Consider the following 15,545-nt stretch of genomic DNA (forward strand, 5'->3'; position numbering starts at 1 on the left):
ATGAAGGCAGGCGTTCTGTGGATAAGTCTGTTTACAAGAATATGTAAGGACGAAAAAAATCGTCCGCAGCATGTGCTTTCCGCTGTGGATAATTTAATGGAGTAAAAATTTGGAGCGGGAAACGAGACTCGAACTCGCGACCCCGACCTTGGCAAGGTCGTGCTCTACCAACTGAGCTATTCCCGCTTGGGTGGTGCGTATCTTTCGATACTTTTCAAATTTTGGAGCGGGAAACGAGACTCGAACTCGCGACCCCGACCTTGGCAAGGTCGTGCTCTACCAACTGAGCTATTCCCGCATAATCTCTGGTTTCACGTTGCAACAGCTTGGCTACACGTGCATACCGGCGATTGATGGTGCATTCAAATTTTGGAGCGGGAAACGAGACTCGAACTCGCGACCCCGACCTTGGCAAGGTCGTGCTCTACCAACTGAGCTATTCCCGCAAACATCATTTTTCTTGCTGTCGTAATTTCACATTTCTGTGTCGTCACGGGAGGCGCATTATACGAGAATTCCTTTCTCCTGCAAGCCCCCCGAAAACGATTTTTTAAATTTTTCGTTCAAGTGCTCGATTATTCGTCATCTTGCCTGTTTTTGCACCGGACGGACCACCTTACTCTCTTTTTCATCCATCCGGGCACTCTTTTTACAGCTTAATAAAATGTTCGCGATAGTAGGAAAGCTCGGCCACAGACTCGCGGATATCATCCATTGCCTGATGCGTGCCCTGTTTTTTGAAGCCGTCGAGAATTTCCGGTTTCCAGCGACGCGCTAACTCTTTTAAGGTGCTGACGTCCAGATAACGATAGTGGAAGTAAGCTTCCAGCTCCGGCATGTACTTAAACAGAAAACGACGGTCCTGACCGATACTGTTGCCACAAATTGGCGACTTGCCCGCTGGCACCCACTCTTTCAGAAATTCGATGGTCGCCAGCTCTGCCGCGCGATCATCAAACTGACTTGCCTTGACGCGCTCCACCAGACCGCTGCCAGTGTGGGTACGTACGTTCCAGTCATCCATCAACGCCAGCTGAGCGTCAGACTGATGAACCGCAATGGTCGGCCCCTCCGCCAGGATATTCAGATTCGCGTCGGTAACCAGGGTCGCGATTTCAATAATACGATCGCGTTCCGGATTCAGCCCGGTCATCTCCAGATCGATCCAAATCAGGTTGTTTTCATTTGCACTCATGCTATTTTCCACCCTTCTCGCGTCATATTCAGCGTGACTATATTCATCTAAAATAGCGTGTATCATAAAGGTTTTGCCCATCCGGGGCGACCAGGAGCCAGTACGATTGAGTAAAAATAAACTCTCCAAAGGACAGCAACGCCGCGTCAACGCGAATCATCAGCGCCGGTTAAAAACGTCTGTGGAGAAAGCCGACTACGATGACAACCTGTTTGGCGAGCCGTCTGAGGGCATAGTGATTAGCCGCTTCGGCATGCACGCGGACGTTGAAGCCGCGGATGGCACCGTACACCGTTGCAATATTCGTCGTACCATTCGTTCACTGGTCACCGGCGACCGCGTCGTCTGGCGTCCGGGCAAAGAGGCGGCGGAAGGGGTGACGGTAAAAGGCATTGTCGAAGCCGTACACGATCGCACTTCCGTACTGACTCGTCCTGACTTTTACGATGGCGTTAAACCGATCGCGGCAAATATCGATCAGATCGTGATCGTTTCAGCCATTTTGCCGGAACTCTCGCTCAATATTATCGATCGTTATCTGGTGGCCTGCGAAGCGTTGGAGGTTGAACCGCTGATCGTGCTGAACAAGATCGATCTGCTGGACGATGAAGGCATGGCCTTCGTCAATGAGCAGATGGATATCTACCGCAAAATCGGTTATCGCGTATTGATGGTATCCAGCCATACCCAGAACGGGCTGCTGCCACTTGAGGACGCATTAACTGACCGTATCAGTATTTTTGCCGGGCAGTCTGGCGTGGGCAAATCCAGCCTGTTGAACGCCCTGCTCGGTCTGCATGAAGACCAAATCCTGACAAATGATGTCTCTGATAACTCCGGTCTGGGCCAGCACACTACGACAGCCGCCCGTCTTTATCACTTCCCGCACGGCGGCGATGTGATTGATTCTCCCGGGGTGCGTGAATTTGGACTCTGGCATCTGGAGCCGGAACAAATTACTAACGGCTTTGTCGAATTCCATGACTATATCGGCCACTGCAAATACCGTGACTGTAAACATGCCAGCGACCCAGGCTGCGCCATCCGCGAAGCCGTCGACAAGGGCGAAATCGCCGGGACGCGGTTCGAAAATTATCACCGTATTCTTGAGAGCATGGCACAAGTAAAAACGCGTAAAAGCTTTTCTGAATCCGATGACTGACAACTAAGCTAAGCGTCGTTAGAATCGTCCCCCTTTTTTGCAAAGACCTGGCGATAGCGCCGGGTCAGGAACGACAAAAACAATGGCCTGGAGGCTACCTTGTTAAACTCATTTAAACTTTCGCTTCAATACATTCTGCCGAAACTGTGGCTCACTCGCCTGGCGGGCTGGGGCGCAAGCAAACGCGCGGGTTGGCTGACCAAACTGGTTATTGATCTGTTCGTCAAATACTACAAGGTCAATATGAAGGAGGCGCAAAAGCCGGACACCGCCAGCTATCGCACCTTCAACGACTTCTTCGTGCGCCCGTTGCGTGACGATGTTCGCCCGCTGAACACCGATCCGAACATCCTGGTCATGCCCGCAGACGGCGTGATAAGCCAGCTCGGTAAAATCGAAAACGACAAAATCCTGCAGGCGAAAGGCCACGATTACAGCCTGGAAGCCCTGCTGGCAGGCAACTACCTGATGGCAGACCTGTTCCGTAATGGCTCTTTTGCTACCACGTACCTGTCACCGCGTGATTATCACCGCGTGCATATGCCGTGCAACGGCATCCTGCGGGAAATGATTTATGTACCGGGCGACCTGTTTTCGGTTAACCACCTGACGGCGCAGAACGTGCCGAACCTGTTTGCCCGTAACGAGCGCGTCATTTGCTTGTTCGATACTGAATTCGGCCCGATGGCGCAAATTCTGGTCGGAGCCACGATTGTCGGCAGTATTGAGACAGTCTGGGCCGGTACGATCACCCCGCCGCGCGAAGGCATCATCAAACGCTGGACCTTTCCTGCAGGCGAGAGCGATGGTGCAGTTGCGCTGCTGAAAGGCCAGGAGATGGGCCGCTTCAAACTGGGTTCAACGGTGATTAACCTGTTCGCTCCGGGTAAAGTGAATCTGGCAGAACACCTGCAAAGCCTTTCTGTGACCAAAATCGGCGAGCCGCTGGCCGTCTCCACCGAAACGCTGGTGACACCGGAAGCTGAACCGACGCCTCTGCCCGCAGAAGAAATTGCCGCCGAGCTGGATGCCAGCCCGCTGGTAGACGACAAGAAAGACGAAGTCTAACGAAGAAGGTAAGCTGTAGTGCGCCTGATTATCATTTTTCTGATGGCCTGGTGCCTCAGCCTGGGGGCCAATGCAGCAACGGCCCCCGATGCCAAACAAATCTCGCAAGAACTGGAGCAGGCCAAAGCGGCAAAAGCCACGCCCGATCAGGCTGAAACCGTCGAAGTGCTCCAGGGCGCGTTGAACGCGCTTGAAGAACGTAAAGGCTCGCTTGAGCGAGCCCAGCAATATCAAGATGTTATCGATAATTTCCCCAAACTTTCCCGCACGCTACGCTCGCAGCTAGATAACCTGCGCGATGAGCCAAAATCGGTGCCTGCCAATATAAGCACCGATGCGCTAAACCAGGAAATTCTGCAAGTCAGCAGTCAGTTGCTGGAAAAAACTCGCCAGGCGCAGCAAGAGCAGGAGCGCGCCCGGGAAATTAACGATTCCCTGAGCCAGCTTCCGCAGCAGCAAACGGATGCCCGCCGCCAGGTTAATGAAGTTGAACGCCGCATCGGGGCGCAAACCAGCAATACGCCGCTCGCGCAGGCGCAAAATCTGAGTGCCCAGGCAGAGTCTGCAAAACTGAGGGCGCTGGTCGATGAACTGGAACTGGCACAGCTATCGGCAAATAACCGCCAGGAGCTGTCTCGGATGCGCTCAGAGCTGGCCCAAAAGCAGGCACAGCAACTGGATGCTTACCTGCAGGCGCTGCGTAATCAGCTCAACAGCCAGCGTCAGCGTGAAGCCGAGCAGGCACTGGAGAGTACCGAACAACTGGCGGAAAACAGCGATAACCTACCGCCCGGTATCATCGAACAGTTTAAGATCAACCGTGAGCTGTCGCAGGCGCTGAACCAGCAGGCGCAGCGCATGGATCTGGTCGCCTCGCAACAGCGTCAGGCGACGAATCAGATGTTGCAGGTCCGCCAGGCACTGAACACCCTGCGCGAGCAGTCACAGTGGCTGGGCGCGTCCAATATGCTGGGTGAAGCGTTGCGCGCTCAGGTGGCTCGCCTGCCGGAAATGCCTAAGCCCCAGCAGCTTGATACAGAAATGGCGCAGCTTCGCGTGCACCGCATGCGCTATGAAGACCTGGTGAACAAGCAGCCTCAGTTGCGACAGATTCGTCAGGCTGATGGCCAGCAACTGACGGCGGAGCAGAGCCGTATACTCGATGCCCAGTTGCGCACGCAGCGTGAGTTGCTCTCGTCGCTACTACAGGGTGGCGATACCCTGATTCTGGAACTGACAAAGCTCAAAGTTTCCAATAGCCAGCTTGAGGATGCGCTGCGCGAGGTGAATGAAGCCACGCACCGCTACCTTTTCTGGACGGCGGACGTCAGTCCAATGAGCCTGAGCTGGCCGGTTGAAATCGTACAGGATCTGCGACGCCTGATCTCGCTGGATACCTTTAGCCAACTCGGCAAAGCCAGCGCAATGATGCTAACCAGCAAAGAGACGCTGTTCCCGCTTTTTGGCGCGCTCATCCTCGTAGGTTTCAGCCTCTACTCACGTAAGCATTTCACCCGTTTCCTCGAGCGTTCCAGCGCCAAAGTCGGCAAAGTCACTCAGGACCATTTCTGGCTGACAATGCGTACGGTGTTCTGGTCGATTCTGGTCGCCCTTCCGCTTCCCGTATTGTGGGCAACGCTGGGTTACGGCTTACAGGAAGCCTGGCCGTATCCGCTGGCCGTAGCGATTGGCGACGGCGTCACCGCGACCGTTCCGCTACTGTGGGTCGTGATGATTTGCGCCACTTTCGCCCGCCCAACCGGATTATTTGTCGCCCATTTCGGCTGGCCGCGTCATCGCGTGGCGCGTGGAATGCGCAACTATCTGATGAGCATTGGTTTTATCGTACCATTGATTATGGCGCTGATCATGTTCGATAACCTCAATGACCGGGAGTTTTCCGGGTCGCTGGGCAGGCTCTGTTTTATTCTAATTTGTGGTGCGCTGGCGGTCGTCACACTCAGCCTTAAACACGCCGGGATCCCGCTCTATGTCGATAAGACCGGTTCGGGTGATAACATGCCGAACCGCCTGCTATGGAACCTTCTGTTAAGCGCCCCGCTGATTGCGATTCTGGCTGCTGCGGTGGGCTATCTGGCCACCTCGCAGGCTCTGCTGGCGCGTCTGGAAACCTCCGTCGCCATCTGGTTCCTGCTGTTAGTGGTCTATCACATTATCCGCCGCTGGATGCTGATCCAACGCCGCCGTCTGGCGTTCGATCGTGCCCGCCATCGTCGCGCTGAGATCCTCGCCCAACGTGCGAAAGGCGAAGATGAGACGCCGCACTCCACCAGTACCGAAGGATCGGTCGAGATAGATGAGAAAGAGCTCGATCTGGATGCCATCAGCGTGCAATCGCTGCGCCTGGTGCGCTCGATCCTGATGCTTATCGCGCTGCTCTCCGTCATTGTGCTGTGGTCAGAAATCCACTCAGCTTTCGGCTTCCTGGAGAACATTTCCCTGTGGGATGTCACCTCCACGGTGCAGGGGGTGGAAAGCCTTGAGCCCATCACTCTCGGCGCGGTGTTGATTGCCATTCTGGTGTTTATCATCACCACGCAACTGGTGCGTAACTTTCCGGCGCTGCTTGAGCTTGCCCTGTTGCAGCATCTGGATCTCACCCCCGGCACCGGTTATGCCATCACCACCATCACCAAATATCTGCTAATGCTGTTTGGCGGGCTGGTTGGATTCTCAATGATCGGGATCGAATGGGCGAAATTGCAGTGGCTGGTTGCCGCGCTTGGCGTCGGTCTGGGCTTTGGCCTGCAGGAGATCTTCGCTAACTTCATTTCCGGCCTGATCATTCTGTTTGAAAAGCCGATCCGCATCGGTGATACCGTGACGATCCGCGATCTGACCGGTAGCGTCACGAAGATCAATACCCGCGCCACGACGATCAGCGACTGGGATCGCAAAGAGATCATCGTGCCCAATAAGGCCTTTATTACCGAGCAGTTTATCAACTGGTCACTGTCGGATTCGGTGACGCGTGTGGTGCTGACGGTTCCGGCACCCGCCGATGCCAACAGCGAAGAGGTAACGCAGATCCTTTATACCGCCGCAGAACGTTGTACGTTTGTGATTGATAACCCTGCCCCGGAAGTGTTTCTGGTGGACCTCCAGCAAGGGATCCAGCTATTTGAACTGCGTATCTACGCCGCCGAGATGGGGCACCGTATGCCGCTGCGCCACGAGATTCATCAGTTGATTCTGGCGGGCTTCCGCGAACATGGCATCGATCTGCCGTTCCCACCGTTCCAGATGCGGCTTGAAAGTCTGGACGGCAAGCGCACGGCGCGCACGCTGACATCGGCAGGGAAAGGGAATCGTCCGGCGGGAAGTGTGTAATCTTTCCCCAATACGCTTATCGGGGCTACTCTGACAGCCTCTCCCACCGGGAGAGGCTTCGATGATCAACGCCATCAGATCGTGCCCGGATAAGGCGTAGCCGCATCCGGGATGGTGAAGCCGAAAAATCAGGAGCGATCGACGGTAAACGCCATTACCTCGGCGAGGCTTTCCGCCCCCAGCGCCAGCATCACCAGGCGATCAACGCCCAGCGCCACACCGGAGCAATCCGGCATACCGGCCTTCAGCGCCTCCAGCAGATTTGTATCCACCGGTTGCTGCGGCAGACCACGTGCGGCACGCTTGCGATTATCCTGCTCAAAACGCTGCTGCTGTTCGCGGGCATCGGTCAGTTCATGAAAACCATTCGCCAGTTCAATACCTTTGAAGTAGACCTCAAAGCGTTCCGCCACGCGGTGATCTTCGGTGCTGATTTGCGCCAGCGCGGCCTGACTTGCCGGGAAGTGGTAGACAAACGCCGGACGGTCTTTGCCGATATGCGGCTCAACGCCCATGGTGAACAGCAGTTGCAGCAAGGTATCGCGGTCTTCTTCAGTGTCTGCGATATTGCTTAAATCAAGCTTCGCCGCCACTTCACGCAGTTGAGTTTTATCCGCAGAAAGTGGATCGATTTCCAGGTAGCGCTGGAAAGCCTGCTGATAAGAGAGTGATTCCGCTGCCGGGCACTCCAGCACCTGTTGCAGAAGGTCATCCACTTCATTCATCAAACGATACATATCGTAGTGCGGACGGTACCACTCCAGCATGGTGAACTCAGGATTATGATGACGCCCCATTTCCTCATTACGGAAGCTACGGCACAGTTGGAAAACCGGGCCACATCCTGCCGCCAGAAGACGCTTCATGTGGTATTCCGGGCTGGTCATCAGATAAAGATTCATCCCTTGCGAATGGCCGGGACCAACGAAACGGGTCTCAAACGGGAACAGATGAATATCGGTTACCGTGGCCTGGCTCATACAAGGCGTTTCCACCTCTAACACGCCGCGATCGGCGAAGAAACGCCTAATTTCCGCCATAATTGCTGCGCGTTTTAATAAGTTAGGGATGGATGCGCTCGGCTGCCAGGTTGCCGTCTCGCTCATGGTACGTTCTCCGAATTCAAACAAGGGCACGAAGTCTACCCGTATCAGCTCAGAGAGACAAATTTTGAGCGGAATAAGGTTCAGCGACGGGAGGTAAAATCACTAAAGGTTGGGGGTTTTGTAATTAAATTAATCAAAATCAATGATGTTTTAGGCTATTCATACGTTAAAAAAATCGAACAGGTCAAATTTCCCTCACCATCCTAAGATTATAATGCATACCAATAAAGGAGCAGTGGAATCGTATTCGAGGCCCTGGCTGGTCAGATCAGAAAGGGTTGCGAAATAACAATAATCAGGAGGAATGTCGTGCAAAATTTTCAAGCCGATCTTGCTGTAATTGGCGCGGGTGGCGCGGGTTTACGTGCCGCCATAGCAGCCGCCCAGGCAAATCCAAATGCTAAAATCGCCCTTATTTCAAAAGTTTATCCCATGCGCAGCCACACCGTGGCCGCAGAAGGCGGTTCCGCAGCCGTTGCACAGGATCATGATAGCTTCGAGTACCATTTTCACGACACTGTAGCCGGTGGCGACTGGCTGTGCGAGCAGGATGTCGTTGACTACTTTGTCCGTCATTGCCCCACCGAAATGACGCAGCTTGAACTCTGGGGCTGTCCGTGGAGCCGCCGCCCCGATGGTTCTGTCAACGTACGCCGCTTTGGCGGTATGAAGATCGAACGCACCTGGTTTGCCGCAGATAAAACCGGCTTCCATATGCTACACACCCTCTTCCAGGCATCACTTCAGTTCCCGCAAATTCAGCGTTTCGACGAGCACTTCGTGCTGGATATTCTGGTCGACGATGGCCAGGTGCGTGGGTTAGTCGCGATGAACATGATGGAAGGCACGCTGGTGCAGATTCGTGCCAACGCGGTCGTTATGGCAACAGGCGGTGCGGGTCGCGTTTACCGTTACAACACCAATGGCGGTATCGTCACCGGCGACGGAATGGGCATGGCGCTTGCTCATGGCGTACCGCTGCGTGATATGGAGTTTGTCCAGTATCACCCCACCGGGCTGCCGGGTTCCGGTATTTTGATGACGGAAGGCTGCCGTGGCGAAGGCGGTATCCTGGTCAACAAAAACGGCTACCGTTATCTGCAGGATTACGGCATGGGGCCAGAAACCCCGCTGGGCGAACCGAAGAACAAATATATGGAGCTGGGGCCGCGCGATAAAGTGTCGCAGGCGTTCTGGCATGAATGGCGTAAAGGCAACACCATTTCGACCCCGCGCGGCGATGTCGTCCATCTCGACTTGCGCCATCTGGGTGAGAAAAAACTGCTGGAGCGTCTGCCGTTTATTTGCGAACTGGCAAAAGCCTACGTTGGCGTGGATCCAGTAAAAGAACCGATTCCTGTACGCCCCACCGCGCACTACACCATGGGCGGTATCGAAACCGATCAGCAGTGCGAAACCCGTATCAAAGGGCTGTTTGCTGTGGGTGAGTGTTCATCTGTTGGTCTGCATGGCGCAAACCGTCTTGGCTCAAACTCGCTGGCAGAGCTGGTGGTGTTTGGTCGTCTGGCAGGTGAACAAGCAATGGCGCGCGCCGCCTCCGCGACAGCAGCCAGCGACGCTGCACTGAACGCACAGGCCGCTGACGTTGAGCAACGCCTGAAAAATCTGGTTAATCAGGAAGGCACGGAAAACTGGGCGAAAATTCGCGACGAAATGGGTGAGTCAATGGAAGAGGGCTGCGGTATCTACCGTACGCCAGAGCTGATGCAAAAAACCGTTGATAAACTGGCGGAGCTGCAAGAGCGTTTCAAACGCGTGCGCATCACCGATACTTCCAGCGTGTTCAATACCGACATCCTTTATACCATCGAACTGGGGCACGGCCTGAACGTCGCCGAATGTATGGCTCATTCCGCGCTGGCACGTAAAGAGTCGCGCGGGGCGCATCAACGTCTGGATGAGGGCTGCACGGAGCGCGATGACGTCAACTTCCTCAAGCACACCCTGGCGTACCGGGACGCAGACGGTACTACCCGTCTCGATTACAGCGACGTGAAGATAACGACGCTGCCGCCTGCGAAACGTGTTTACGGTGGCGAAGCGGAAGCCGCTGAGAAGAAGGAGTCGACCCATGGCTGAGATGCAAACCCTGAAAGTTGAGGTGGTGCGATATAACCCGGAAGTGGATACCGCTCCGCACAGCGCCTTTTATGATGTGCCTTACGATGAGCAAACGTCGCTGCTGGACGCGCTGGGTTATATAAAGGATAACCTGGCGCCGGACCTCAGTTATCGCTGGTCCTGCCGTATGGCGATTTGCGGCTCCTGCGGCATGATGGTCAACAAAGTGCCGAAGCTGGCCTGTAAAACGTTTTTACGTGACTACACGAAAGGGCTAAAAATCGAGGCGCTGGCCAACTTCCCTATCGAGCGCGATTTAGTGGTCGACATGACTCACTTTATCGAAAGCCTGGAGGCCATTAAGCCGTACATCATTGGCAATTCGCGGACACCGGATCAGGGGCCGAACAAGCAAACCCCGGCGCAGATGGCGAAATACCATCAGTTCTCCGGCTGTATCAACTGTGGCCTGTGCTATGCGGCATGTCCGCAGTTTGGCCTCAATCCGGAGTTTATTGGCCCGGCGGCCATCACGCTGGCGCACCGCTACAATCTGGATAACCGCGACCACGGGAAACAGCAGCGTATGCCGCAGTTGAACAGTCCAAATGGCGTCTGGAGCTGTACCTTTGTGGGCTACTGCTCGGAAGTGTGCCCGAAACATGTCGACCCGGCGGCCGCTATCCAGCAGGGCAAAGTGGAAAGCTCGAAAGACTTTCTTATCGCCACTCTGAAACCACGCTAAGGAGCGCATCATGACGACTAAACGCAAACCCTATGTCCGGCCAATGCCGTCGACCTGGTGGAAATCGCTGCCGTTTTATCGCTTCTATATGCTGCGTGAAGGAACAGCGTTACCGGCGGTATGGTTCAGCATCATTTTGATCTGCGGACTTTTTTCCTTAAAACATGGCCCGGAATCCTGGGAAGGATTTGTTACCTTCCTGCGAAACCCAATAGTGGTGATCCTGAACCTGATTGCCCTGGCGGCAGCGTTGCTGCACACCAAAACCTGGTTTGAACTGGCGCCAAAAGCGTCGAATATCATCATCAAAAGCGAAAAGCTTAAACCCGAGCCGGTTATCAGAGGGCTGTGGGTCGTGACCGTGCTGGCGACGGTGGTCATTCTTTTCGTTGCACTGTTCTGGTAAGGAGGCCAAAGGTGATCAATCCAAACCCAAAACGTTCCGATGAACCCGTCTTCTGGGGGCTGTTCGGCGCAGGCGGCATGTGGAGTGCGATTATCGCGCCGGTGATGATTCTGCTGGTTGGCGTGCTGCTACCGCTGGGTCTCTACCCCGGTGAAGCGCTCGGCTACGAACGTGTACTGGCATTCGCCCAAAGCTTTATCGGCCGTGCGTTTTTATTCCTGATGATTGTTCTGCCGCTATGGTGCGGGCTGCACCGTCTGCACCATGCCATGCATGATATTAAAGTCCATATCCCCAGCGGGAAATGGGTCTTCTATGGCCTCGCCGCTATTCTGACAGTGGTCACACTGATCGGGGTCATCTTCCTTTAATTCACCTCGCTCTCCCGCTCTGGCGGGAGAGCATTTTTCCCGCCAGCTTCTACACTTAAGTAAAAAACTGGAAGGAAAAAATCATGCGTTTGTTGCCGATTATCGCAACGGCTGCTGCTGCATTTTTGGTTGTAGCCTGTAGCTCTCCTACTCCCCCTTCTGGCGTCACCGTGGTGGATAACTTCGATGCGCAACGTTACCTTGGCCGCTGGTATGAAATTGCCCGCTTTGACCACCGCTTCGAGCGTGGCCTGGAAAAGGTGACCGCGACCTACAGCACAATGGATGACGGCGGCATTCAGGTCATCAATAAAGGCTACAATCCGGAACGCGGCATGTGGCAACAATCGGTCGGGAAGGCGTACTTTACCGGTGATACGCGTAAGGCCGCACTTAAGGTCTCGTTCTTCGGTCCTTTCTATGGCGGCTATAACGTCATTGCGCTGGACAAAGATTACCGATACGCGCTGGTATGCGGGCCGGATCGGGACTATCTGTGGATTTTGTCACGCACACCGACGCTTCCGGATGCGGTGAAAAAACAGCTCGTTGATATCGCAGCCCGCGAAGGTTTTGCGGTTGAAAAACTTCTGTGGATAAATCAGACCCTTTAAGGCGTACTGAGCTTAAGGCCGATAATCCCCGCGACAATCAGTGCCAGGCTTAGCAGGCGCGCGGGATTGGCCGATTCACCGAATAACACAATCCCCGTGATAGCAGCCCCCACGGCGCCAATGCCTGTCCAGACGGCATACGCCGTTCCTGTGGGCAGGCTTTTCATCGCCCATGACAACATCACGATGCTAACGATCATCGCCGTTACGGTAATCACGCTGGGTACAAGGCGGGTAAATCCGTGCGTGTATTTCAGGCCAATAGCCCAAACGACTTCAAGAAGACCAGCGATAAAAAGAATTATCCATGACATAGGTGGCTCCAGTGCGGGGCCGTCCCCATTGAGTGTTGCGCAATCGGGTCGTCCCGACAGGCTGGTTGAGAGAGATAAATTTTGACCTGGTTACAAACGGAATGCAATTTTTGCGGAATTGCGCAGATTTAAGTGACTTAAAGCAAGAAATAGCTACAGATAGCAACGCAGTTCGCGCATTTATTCCCCATAAGTACCCCCTATGATGAAGTGCTGCCAGCAACGGGACGCCGTGCGTCAATATTCTTACTGCGAAGAAAAATATGTTCAAAATTCTCTTGATTGACCGTTGTTACTTCACCCGTACGGGGCTGGAAAGTTGGCTCAATCAGACTGATTTTTTCCCGGCTTCATTCCTTGTGACTTCGCTGAATAACCTGATGCTGGCAAAAGAGCATATTGTGCAATGGCAGCCGGACTTGATCATTGCCGATCTTTACGGCTTTAAGAATGATCTCCACCATATTCAGCAACTTTCTTCACTGTTCACCGCCTGCGGTAAAGATAACCACCTTATCCTTTTGCAGTCAGGGGAAGATGCCCAACTCATGGCGTATTGTGCCCAGTATCAGGTACAGGCAACGCTGCAAAAAAGTGAGCCGATGGAAACGCTGGCTAAAGTCATTGATCATGCCGTTCTGTCCCGCCCCGTGCGAACCGGGCCACAGATAGCCACCCCGTTGCTCACACGCCAGGAAGAAAAAGTACTGTCATTGTGGATGGAAGGCCGCAGCAATCAATCTATTGCGTCCAAAATGAGCATCAATGGTAAGACGGTGTATACCTACAAGCGCAATATTCGGATGAAGCTGGGGATGGGTAACCGTTTTACACCGTTCCTTTCGCTCCCCGAAGCACCAGATACCGTGCAAGACAACCTGAATTAACGGTACGGCACTGGCCGTACCGCGTACTGGCAGGAATTACTGCTGCGCTTTTGTCGCTGCGCCAGAAATAGCGCTACCACCCTCAGAGATATCCTGACCGACACCACGCGTGGTGTTACAAGCAGTCAGCGCTGAGGAAAGAACCAGTACAGTAAAGATCGCAGCAAATGTCTTCTTAACCATAATATCTTCCTTATGTAGCCAATATTGTTTGTGCATAGCCACTTAAGAATAGACAAGATTGCGCAACCTGGCGGAATATCGGCGATTTTTAGGACGACAGGAAGAAATTAGCTGGCAGCGTGCGAGATAGAGTTGCCGAGATGTTTGATGTCTTCACCAAAGCCACGCGCGGTATTACAGCCCGCCAGCAAAGTGGTGGTGAGAAGAAAGAGTGCTACAAGACTGAGAAGACGTTTCATCATTCCTGCCCTGGAAAAGCAAAGGTGCAATAAGGTGAGCGCACCAACATTTCACAATAGACAAATCATTCAGGCTGCATTGTGGCGACAAGCAAGAAATCCCAGCAAACTATTTAACGGGTTAACTGGGGTTTCTCTAAGCACAGCCAACAAAGAGGCAGCCTAAAAGATAAAGTGAATTACTTCACGCGGGATACATATTCGCCGGAACGCGTATCCACTTTAATCACTTCACCGATCTGTACGAACAGCGGAACTTTAACCACTGCGCCAGTGCTCAGCGTAGCCGGCTTACCACCGGTACCCGCGGTATCACCTTTCAGACCTGGATCGGTTTCAATGATTTCCAGTTCAACAAAGTTCGGCGGAGTCACAGCGATCGGACGGCCATCCCACAGCGTCACGATGCACTCAGCCTGGTCCAGCAGCCATTTCGCGCTGTCACCAACGGTTTTCGCATCGGCAGCCAACTGCTCGAAGGTTTCGTTGTTCATGAAATGGTAGAACTCACCGTCGTTGTAGAGGTAAGTCAGGTTCATATCGATAACATCTGCGCCTTCGGCAGAGTCAGTAGATTTGAAGGTTTTTTCTACACGGGTGCCAGTCAGCAGGCGGCGCAGTTTAACGCGTGCAAATGCCTGACCTTTGCCTGGTTTAACGAATTCGCTGGCTTCAACTGCATAAGGTTCGCCGTCGAGCATGATTTTAAGACCGGCACGAAAATCGTTGCTATAGTAAGTCGCCATAAAGGCCCTCTAAAAATGTTAACTGGTAGCTAAGCCACAAAATGGCGCATATTGTAACCCTAAATACCCCATCCAGAGAAGATTGGTTAGTGCAACTTGCCGATGTAATAACCGATCCAGATGAACTCTTGCGTGTTTTAAATATAGACACTGACGAAAATTTAACCGCCGGACGCGAAGCAAAACGCCTGTTCCCGCTGCGCGTGCCCCGTGCTTTTGCCGCGAGAATGAAAAAAGGCGACCCCAACGATCCGCTTTTACGTCAGGTCCTGACGGCGAGAGAAGAGTTTGTTGCCGCCCCAGGATACAGCACCGATCCGCTGGAAGAGCAGGAAAGTGTGGTGCCTGGCTTGCTGCATAAGTACCGTAACCGTGCACTGCTGCTGGTTAAAGGTGGCTGTGCAGTAAACTGCCGCTACTGCTTCCGCCGCCACTTCCCGTATGCAGAAAATCAGGGCAATAAACGCAACTGGCAGGTTGCGCTGGATTATATTGCCCAGCAACCGGAACTTGATGAGATCATTTTCTCCGGTGGCGATCCGCTGATGGCGAAAGATCATGAACTGGACTGGCTGATCGCGCAGCTTGAAGCCATTCCACATATCAAGCGCTTGCGTATTCACAGCCGGCTGCCGATTGTCATTCCTGCGCGGATCACTGACACATTCGTCGCCCGCCTTGCAGGTTCTTCTCTGCAGATTCTGCTGGTGAACCATATCAATCATGCCCAGGAAATCGATGACGACTTTCGCGCGTCCATGGTTAAACTGCGTCGGGCTGGTGTAACACTGCTTAATCAGAGCGTGTTATTGCGCGGCGTTAATGATAATGCCCGCACGCTTGCAGACCTCAGTAACGCGTTGTTTGATGCTGGCGTGATGCCCTACTACCTGCATGTGCTGGATAAAGTTCAGGGCGCGGCCCATTTCATGGTTAGCGATGATGAAGCGCGGGAAATTATGCGGGAGCTGTTGACGCTGATCTCAGGCTATATGGTGCCGAAACTGGCCCGGGAAATTGGCGGTGAGCCCAGCAAAACGCCACTGGATTTGCAGTTACGGCAACAATAGAAGCTA

General features: G+C 53.7%; 16 protein-coding genes and 3 tRNA genes. 10 read left to right on the forward strand and 9 right to left on the reverse strand.

Annotated elements, in window-relative coordinates:
• Window positions 1-110: 110 nt before the first annotated feature.
• The 4 genes from ABIB59_RS20660 to orn all read right to left on the reverse strand — a co-directional run bounded on the left by ABIB59_RS20660 (window position 111) and on the right by orn (window position 1,195).
• A tRNA-Gly gene (locus ABIB59_RS20660) sits at window positions 111-186 on the reverse strand.
• A 36-nt stretch (window positions 187-222) separates the two neighbouring features.
• A tRNA-Gly gene (locus ABIB59_RS20665) sits at window positions 223-298 on the reverse strand.
• A 72-nt stretch (window positions 299-370) separates the two neighbouring features.
• Window positions 371-446, reverse strand: a tRNA-Gly gene (locus ABIB59_RS20670).
• Between the two features lie 203 nt (window positions 447-649).
• Window positions 650-1,195: an oligoribonuclease gene (orn, locus tag ABIB59_RS20675; protein ID WP_039077828.1), complete on the reverse strand. Its 546-nt coding sequence runs from the start codon at window positions 1,193-1,195 to the stop codon at window positions 650-652.
• A gap of 106 nt (window positions 1,196-1,301) precedes the next feature.
• On the opposite strand from orn, the gene rsgA reads away from it, so the two are divergent.
• The 3 genes from rsgA (at window position 1,302) to mscM (ending at window position 6,776) form a co-directional block, all read left to right on the forward strand.
• Window positions 1,302-2,357, forward strand: a complete 1,056-nt coding sequence (gene rsgA / locus ABIB59_RS20680) for a small ribosomal subunit biogenesis GTPase RsgA (protein ID WP_079497680.1) — start codon at window positions 1,302-1,304, stop codon at window positions 2,355-2,357.
• Between the two features lie 99 nt (window positions 2,358-2,456).
• A complete protein-coding gene (asd, locus tag ABIB59_RS20685; protein ID WP_169038535.1) occupies window positions 2,457-3,425 on the forward strand; it encodes an archaetidylserine decarboxylase in 969 nt (322 codons plus the stop codon).
• A gap of 18 nt (window positions 3,426-3,443) precedes the next feature.
• Window positions 3,444-6,776 (forward strand): miniconductance mechanosensitive channel MscM, encoded by a 3,333-nt coding sequence (gene mscM, locus ABIB59_RS20690; RefSeq protein ID WP_354036870.1) that lies wholly within the window; start codon window positions 3,444-3,446, stop codon window positions 6,774-6,776.
• A 128-nt stretch (window positions 6,777-6,904) separates the two neighbouring features.
• Here mscM and epmA read toward each other — a convergent pair whose 3' ends face one another.
• Complete coding sequence (epmA, locus tag ABIB59_RS20695; RefSeq protein WP_039077832.1) at window positions 6,905-7,882, reverse strand: elongation factor P--(R)-beta-lysine ligase; 978 nt, start codon at window positions 7,880-7,882, stop codon at window positions 6,905-6,907.
• A 309-nt stretch (window positions 7,883-8,191) separates the two neighbouring features.
• Here epmA and frdA point away from each other — a divergent pair, with 309 nt between their 5' ends.
• The 5 genes from frdA (at window position 8,192) to ABIB59_RS20720 (ending at window position 12,100) form a co-directional block, all read left to right on the forward strand.
• Window positions 8,192-9,982 (forward strand): fumarate reductase (quinol) flavoprotein subunit, encoded by a 1,791-nt coding sequence (gene frdA, locus ABIB59_RS20700; RefSeq protein WP_354036872.1) that lies wholly within the window; start codon window positions 8,192-8,194, stop codon window positions 9,980-9,982.
• Window positions 9,975-10,709 carry a succinate dehydrogenase/fumarate reductase iron-sulfur subunit gene (locus ABIB59_RS20705; RefSeq protein WP_039077834.1) on the forward strand — a complete coding sequence of 245 codons (735 nt, stop codon included), beginning with the start codon at window positions 9,975-9,977 and terminating at the stop codon, window positions 10,707-10,709. Before frdA ends, ABIB59_RS20705 begins: the two co-directional genes overlap by 8 nt.
• A 10-nt stretch (window positions 10,710-10,719) precedes the next feature.
• Complete coding sequence (frdC, locus tag ABIB59_RS20710) at window positions 10,720-11,115, forward strand: fumarate reductase subunit FrdC (RefSeq protein ID WP_039077835.1); 396 nt, start codon at window positions 10,720-10,722, stop codon at window positions 11,113-11,115.
• Between the two features lie 11 nt (window positions 11,116-11,126).
• Window positions 11,127-11,486, forward strand: a complete 360-nt coding sequence (frdD, locus tag ABIB59_RS20715) for a fumarate reductase subunit FrdD (RefSeq protein ID WP_039077836.1) — start codon at window positions 11,127-11,129, stop codon at window positions 11,484-11,486.
• 83 nt (window positions 11,487-11,569) lie between these two features.
• On the forward strand, window positions 11,570-12,100 hold the full coding sequence (locus ABIB59_RS20720) for a lipocalin family protein (RefSeq protein ID WP_039077837.1): 531 nt from the start codon (window positions 11,570-11,572) through the stop codon (window positions 12,098-12,100).
• Here the strand turns inward: ABIB59_RS20720 and sugE are convergent.
• Complete coding sequence (gene sugE / locus ABIB59_RS20725) at window positions 12,097-12,414, reverse strand: quaternary ammonium compound efflux SMR transporter SugE (RefSeq protein ID WP_039077838.1); 318 nt, start codon at window positions 12,412-12,414, stop codon at window positions 12,097-12,099. The genes ABIB59_RS20720 and sugE overlap by 4 nt on opposite strands.
• A 263-nt stretch (window positions 12,415-12,677) precedes the next feature.
• On the opposite strand from sugE, the gene ABIB59_RS20730 reads away from it, so the two are divergent.
• A complete protein-coding gene (locus tag ABIB59_RS20730) occupies window positions 12,678-13,301 on the forward strand; it encodes a LuxR C-terminal-related transcriptional regulator (protein ID WP_039077839.1) in 624 nt (207 codons plus the stop codon).
• A 36-nt stretch (window positions 13,302-13,337) separates the two neighbouring features.
• On the opposite strand, the gene ecnB is transcribed toward ABIB59_RS20730, so the two are convergent.
• The 3 genes from ecnB to efp form a co-directional block, all read right to left on the reverse strand.
• Entirely contained in the window at window positions 13,338-13,484 is a 147-nt protein-coding gene (gene ecnB / locus ABIB59_RS20735; protein WP_039077840.1) for a lipoprotein toxin entericidin B, read from the reverse strand.
• A 107-nt stretch (window positions 13,485-13,591) separates the two neighbouring features.
• A complete protein-coding gene (ecnA, locus tag ABIB59_RS20740) occupies window positions 13,592-13,726 on the reverse strand; it encodes a lipoprotein antitoxin entericidin A (RefSeq protein ID WP_039077841.1) in 135 nt (44 codons plus the stop codon).
• A 176-nt stretch (window positions 13,727-13,902) separates the two neighbouring features.
• On the reverse strand, window positions 13,903-14,469 hold the full coding sequence (gene efp / locus ABIB59_RS20745; RefSeq protein ID WP_039077842.1) for an elongation factor P: 567 nt from the start codon (window positions 14,467-14,469) through the stop codon (window positions 13,903-13,905).
• Between the two features lie 41 nt (window positions 14,470-14,510).
• On the opposite strand from efp, the gene epmB reads away from it, so the two are divergent.
• Complete coding sequence (epmB, locus tag ABIB59_RS20750; RefSeq protein ID WP_354036876.1) at window positions 14,511-15,539, forward strand: EF-P beta-lysylation protein EpmB; 1,029 nt, start codon at window positions 14,511-14,513, stop codon at window positions 15,537-15,539.
• Window positions 15,540-15,545 lie beyond the last annotated feature (6 nt).

Source organism: Citrobacter sp. UYEF32 (assembly GCF_040546205.1).
GTDB lineage: Bacteria > Pseudomonadota > Gammaproteobacteria > Enterobacterales > Enterobacteriaceae > Phytobacter > Phytobacter diazotrophicus.

Coding starts and splice junctions, on each gene's coding strand:
- orn (WP_039077828.1), bottom strand. CDS start 1,195: ATGAGTGCAAATGAAAACAACCTGATTTGGATCGATCTGGAGATGACC.
- epmA (WP_039077832.1), bottom strand. CDS start 7,882: ATGAGCGAGACGGCAACCTGGCAGCCGAGCGCATCCATCCCTAACTTA.
- ABIB59_RS20705 (WP_039077834.1), top strand. CDS start 9,975: ATGGCTGAGATGCAAACCCTGAAAGTTGAGGTGGTGCGATATAACCCG.
- frdC (WP_039077835.1), top strand. CDS start 10,720: ATGACGACTAAACGCAAACCCTATGTCCGGCCAATGCCGTCGACCTGG.
- ABIB59_RS20720 (WP_039077837.1), top strand. CDS start 11,570: ATGCGTTTGTTGCCGATTATCGCAACGGCTGCTGCTGCATTTTTGGTT.
- sugE (WP_039077838.1), bottom strand. CDS start 12,414: ATGTCATGGATAATTCTTTTTATCGCTGGTCTTCTTGAAGTCGTTTGG.
- ABIB59_RS20730 (WP_039077839.1), top strand. CDS start 12,678: ATGTTCAAAATTCTCTTGATTGACCGTTGTTACTTCACCCGTACGGGG.
- ecnB (WP_039077840.1), bottom strand. CDS start 13,484: ATGGTTAAGAAGACATTTGCTGCGATCTTTACTGTACTGGTTCTTTCC.
- ecnA (WP_039077841.1), bottom strand. CDS start 13,726: ATGATGAAACGTCTTCTCAGTCTTGTAGCACTCTTTCTTCTCACCACC.
- efp (WP_039077842.1), bottom strand. CDS start 14,469: ATGGCGACTTACTATAGCAACGATTTTCGTGCCGGTCTTAAAATCATG.
- epmB (WP_354036876.1), top strand. CDS start 14,511: ATGGCGCATATTGTAACCCTAAATACCCCATCCAGAGAAGATTGGTTA.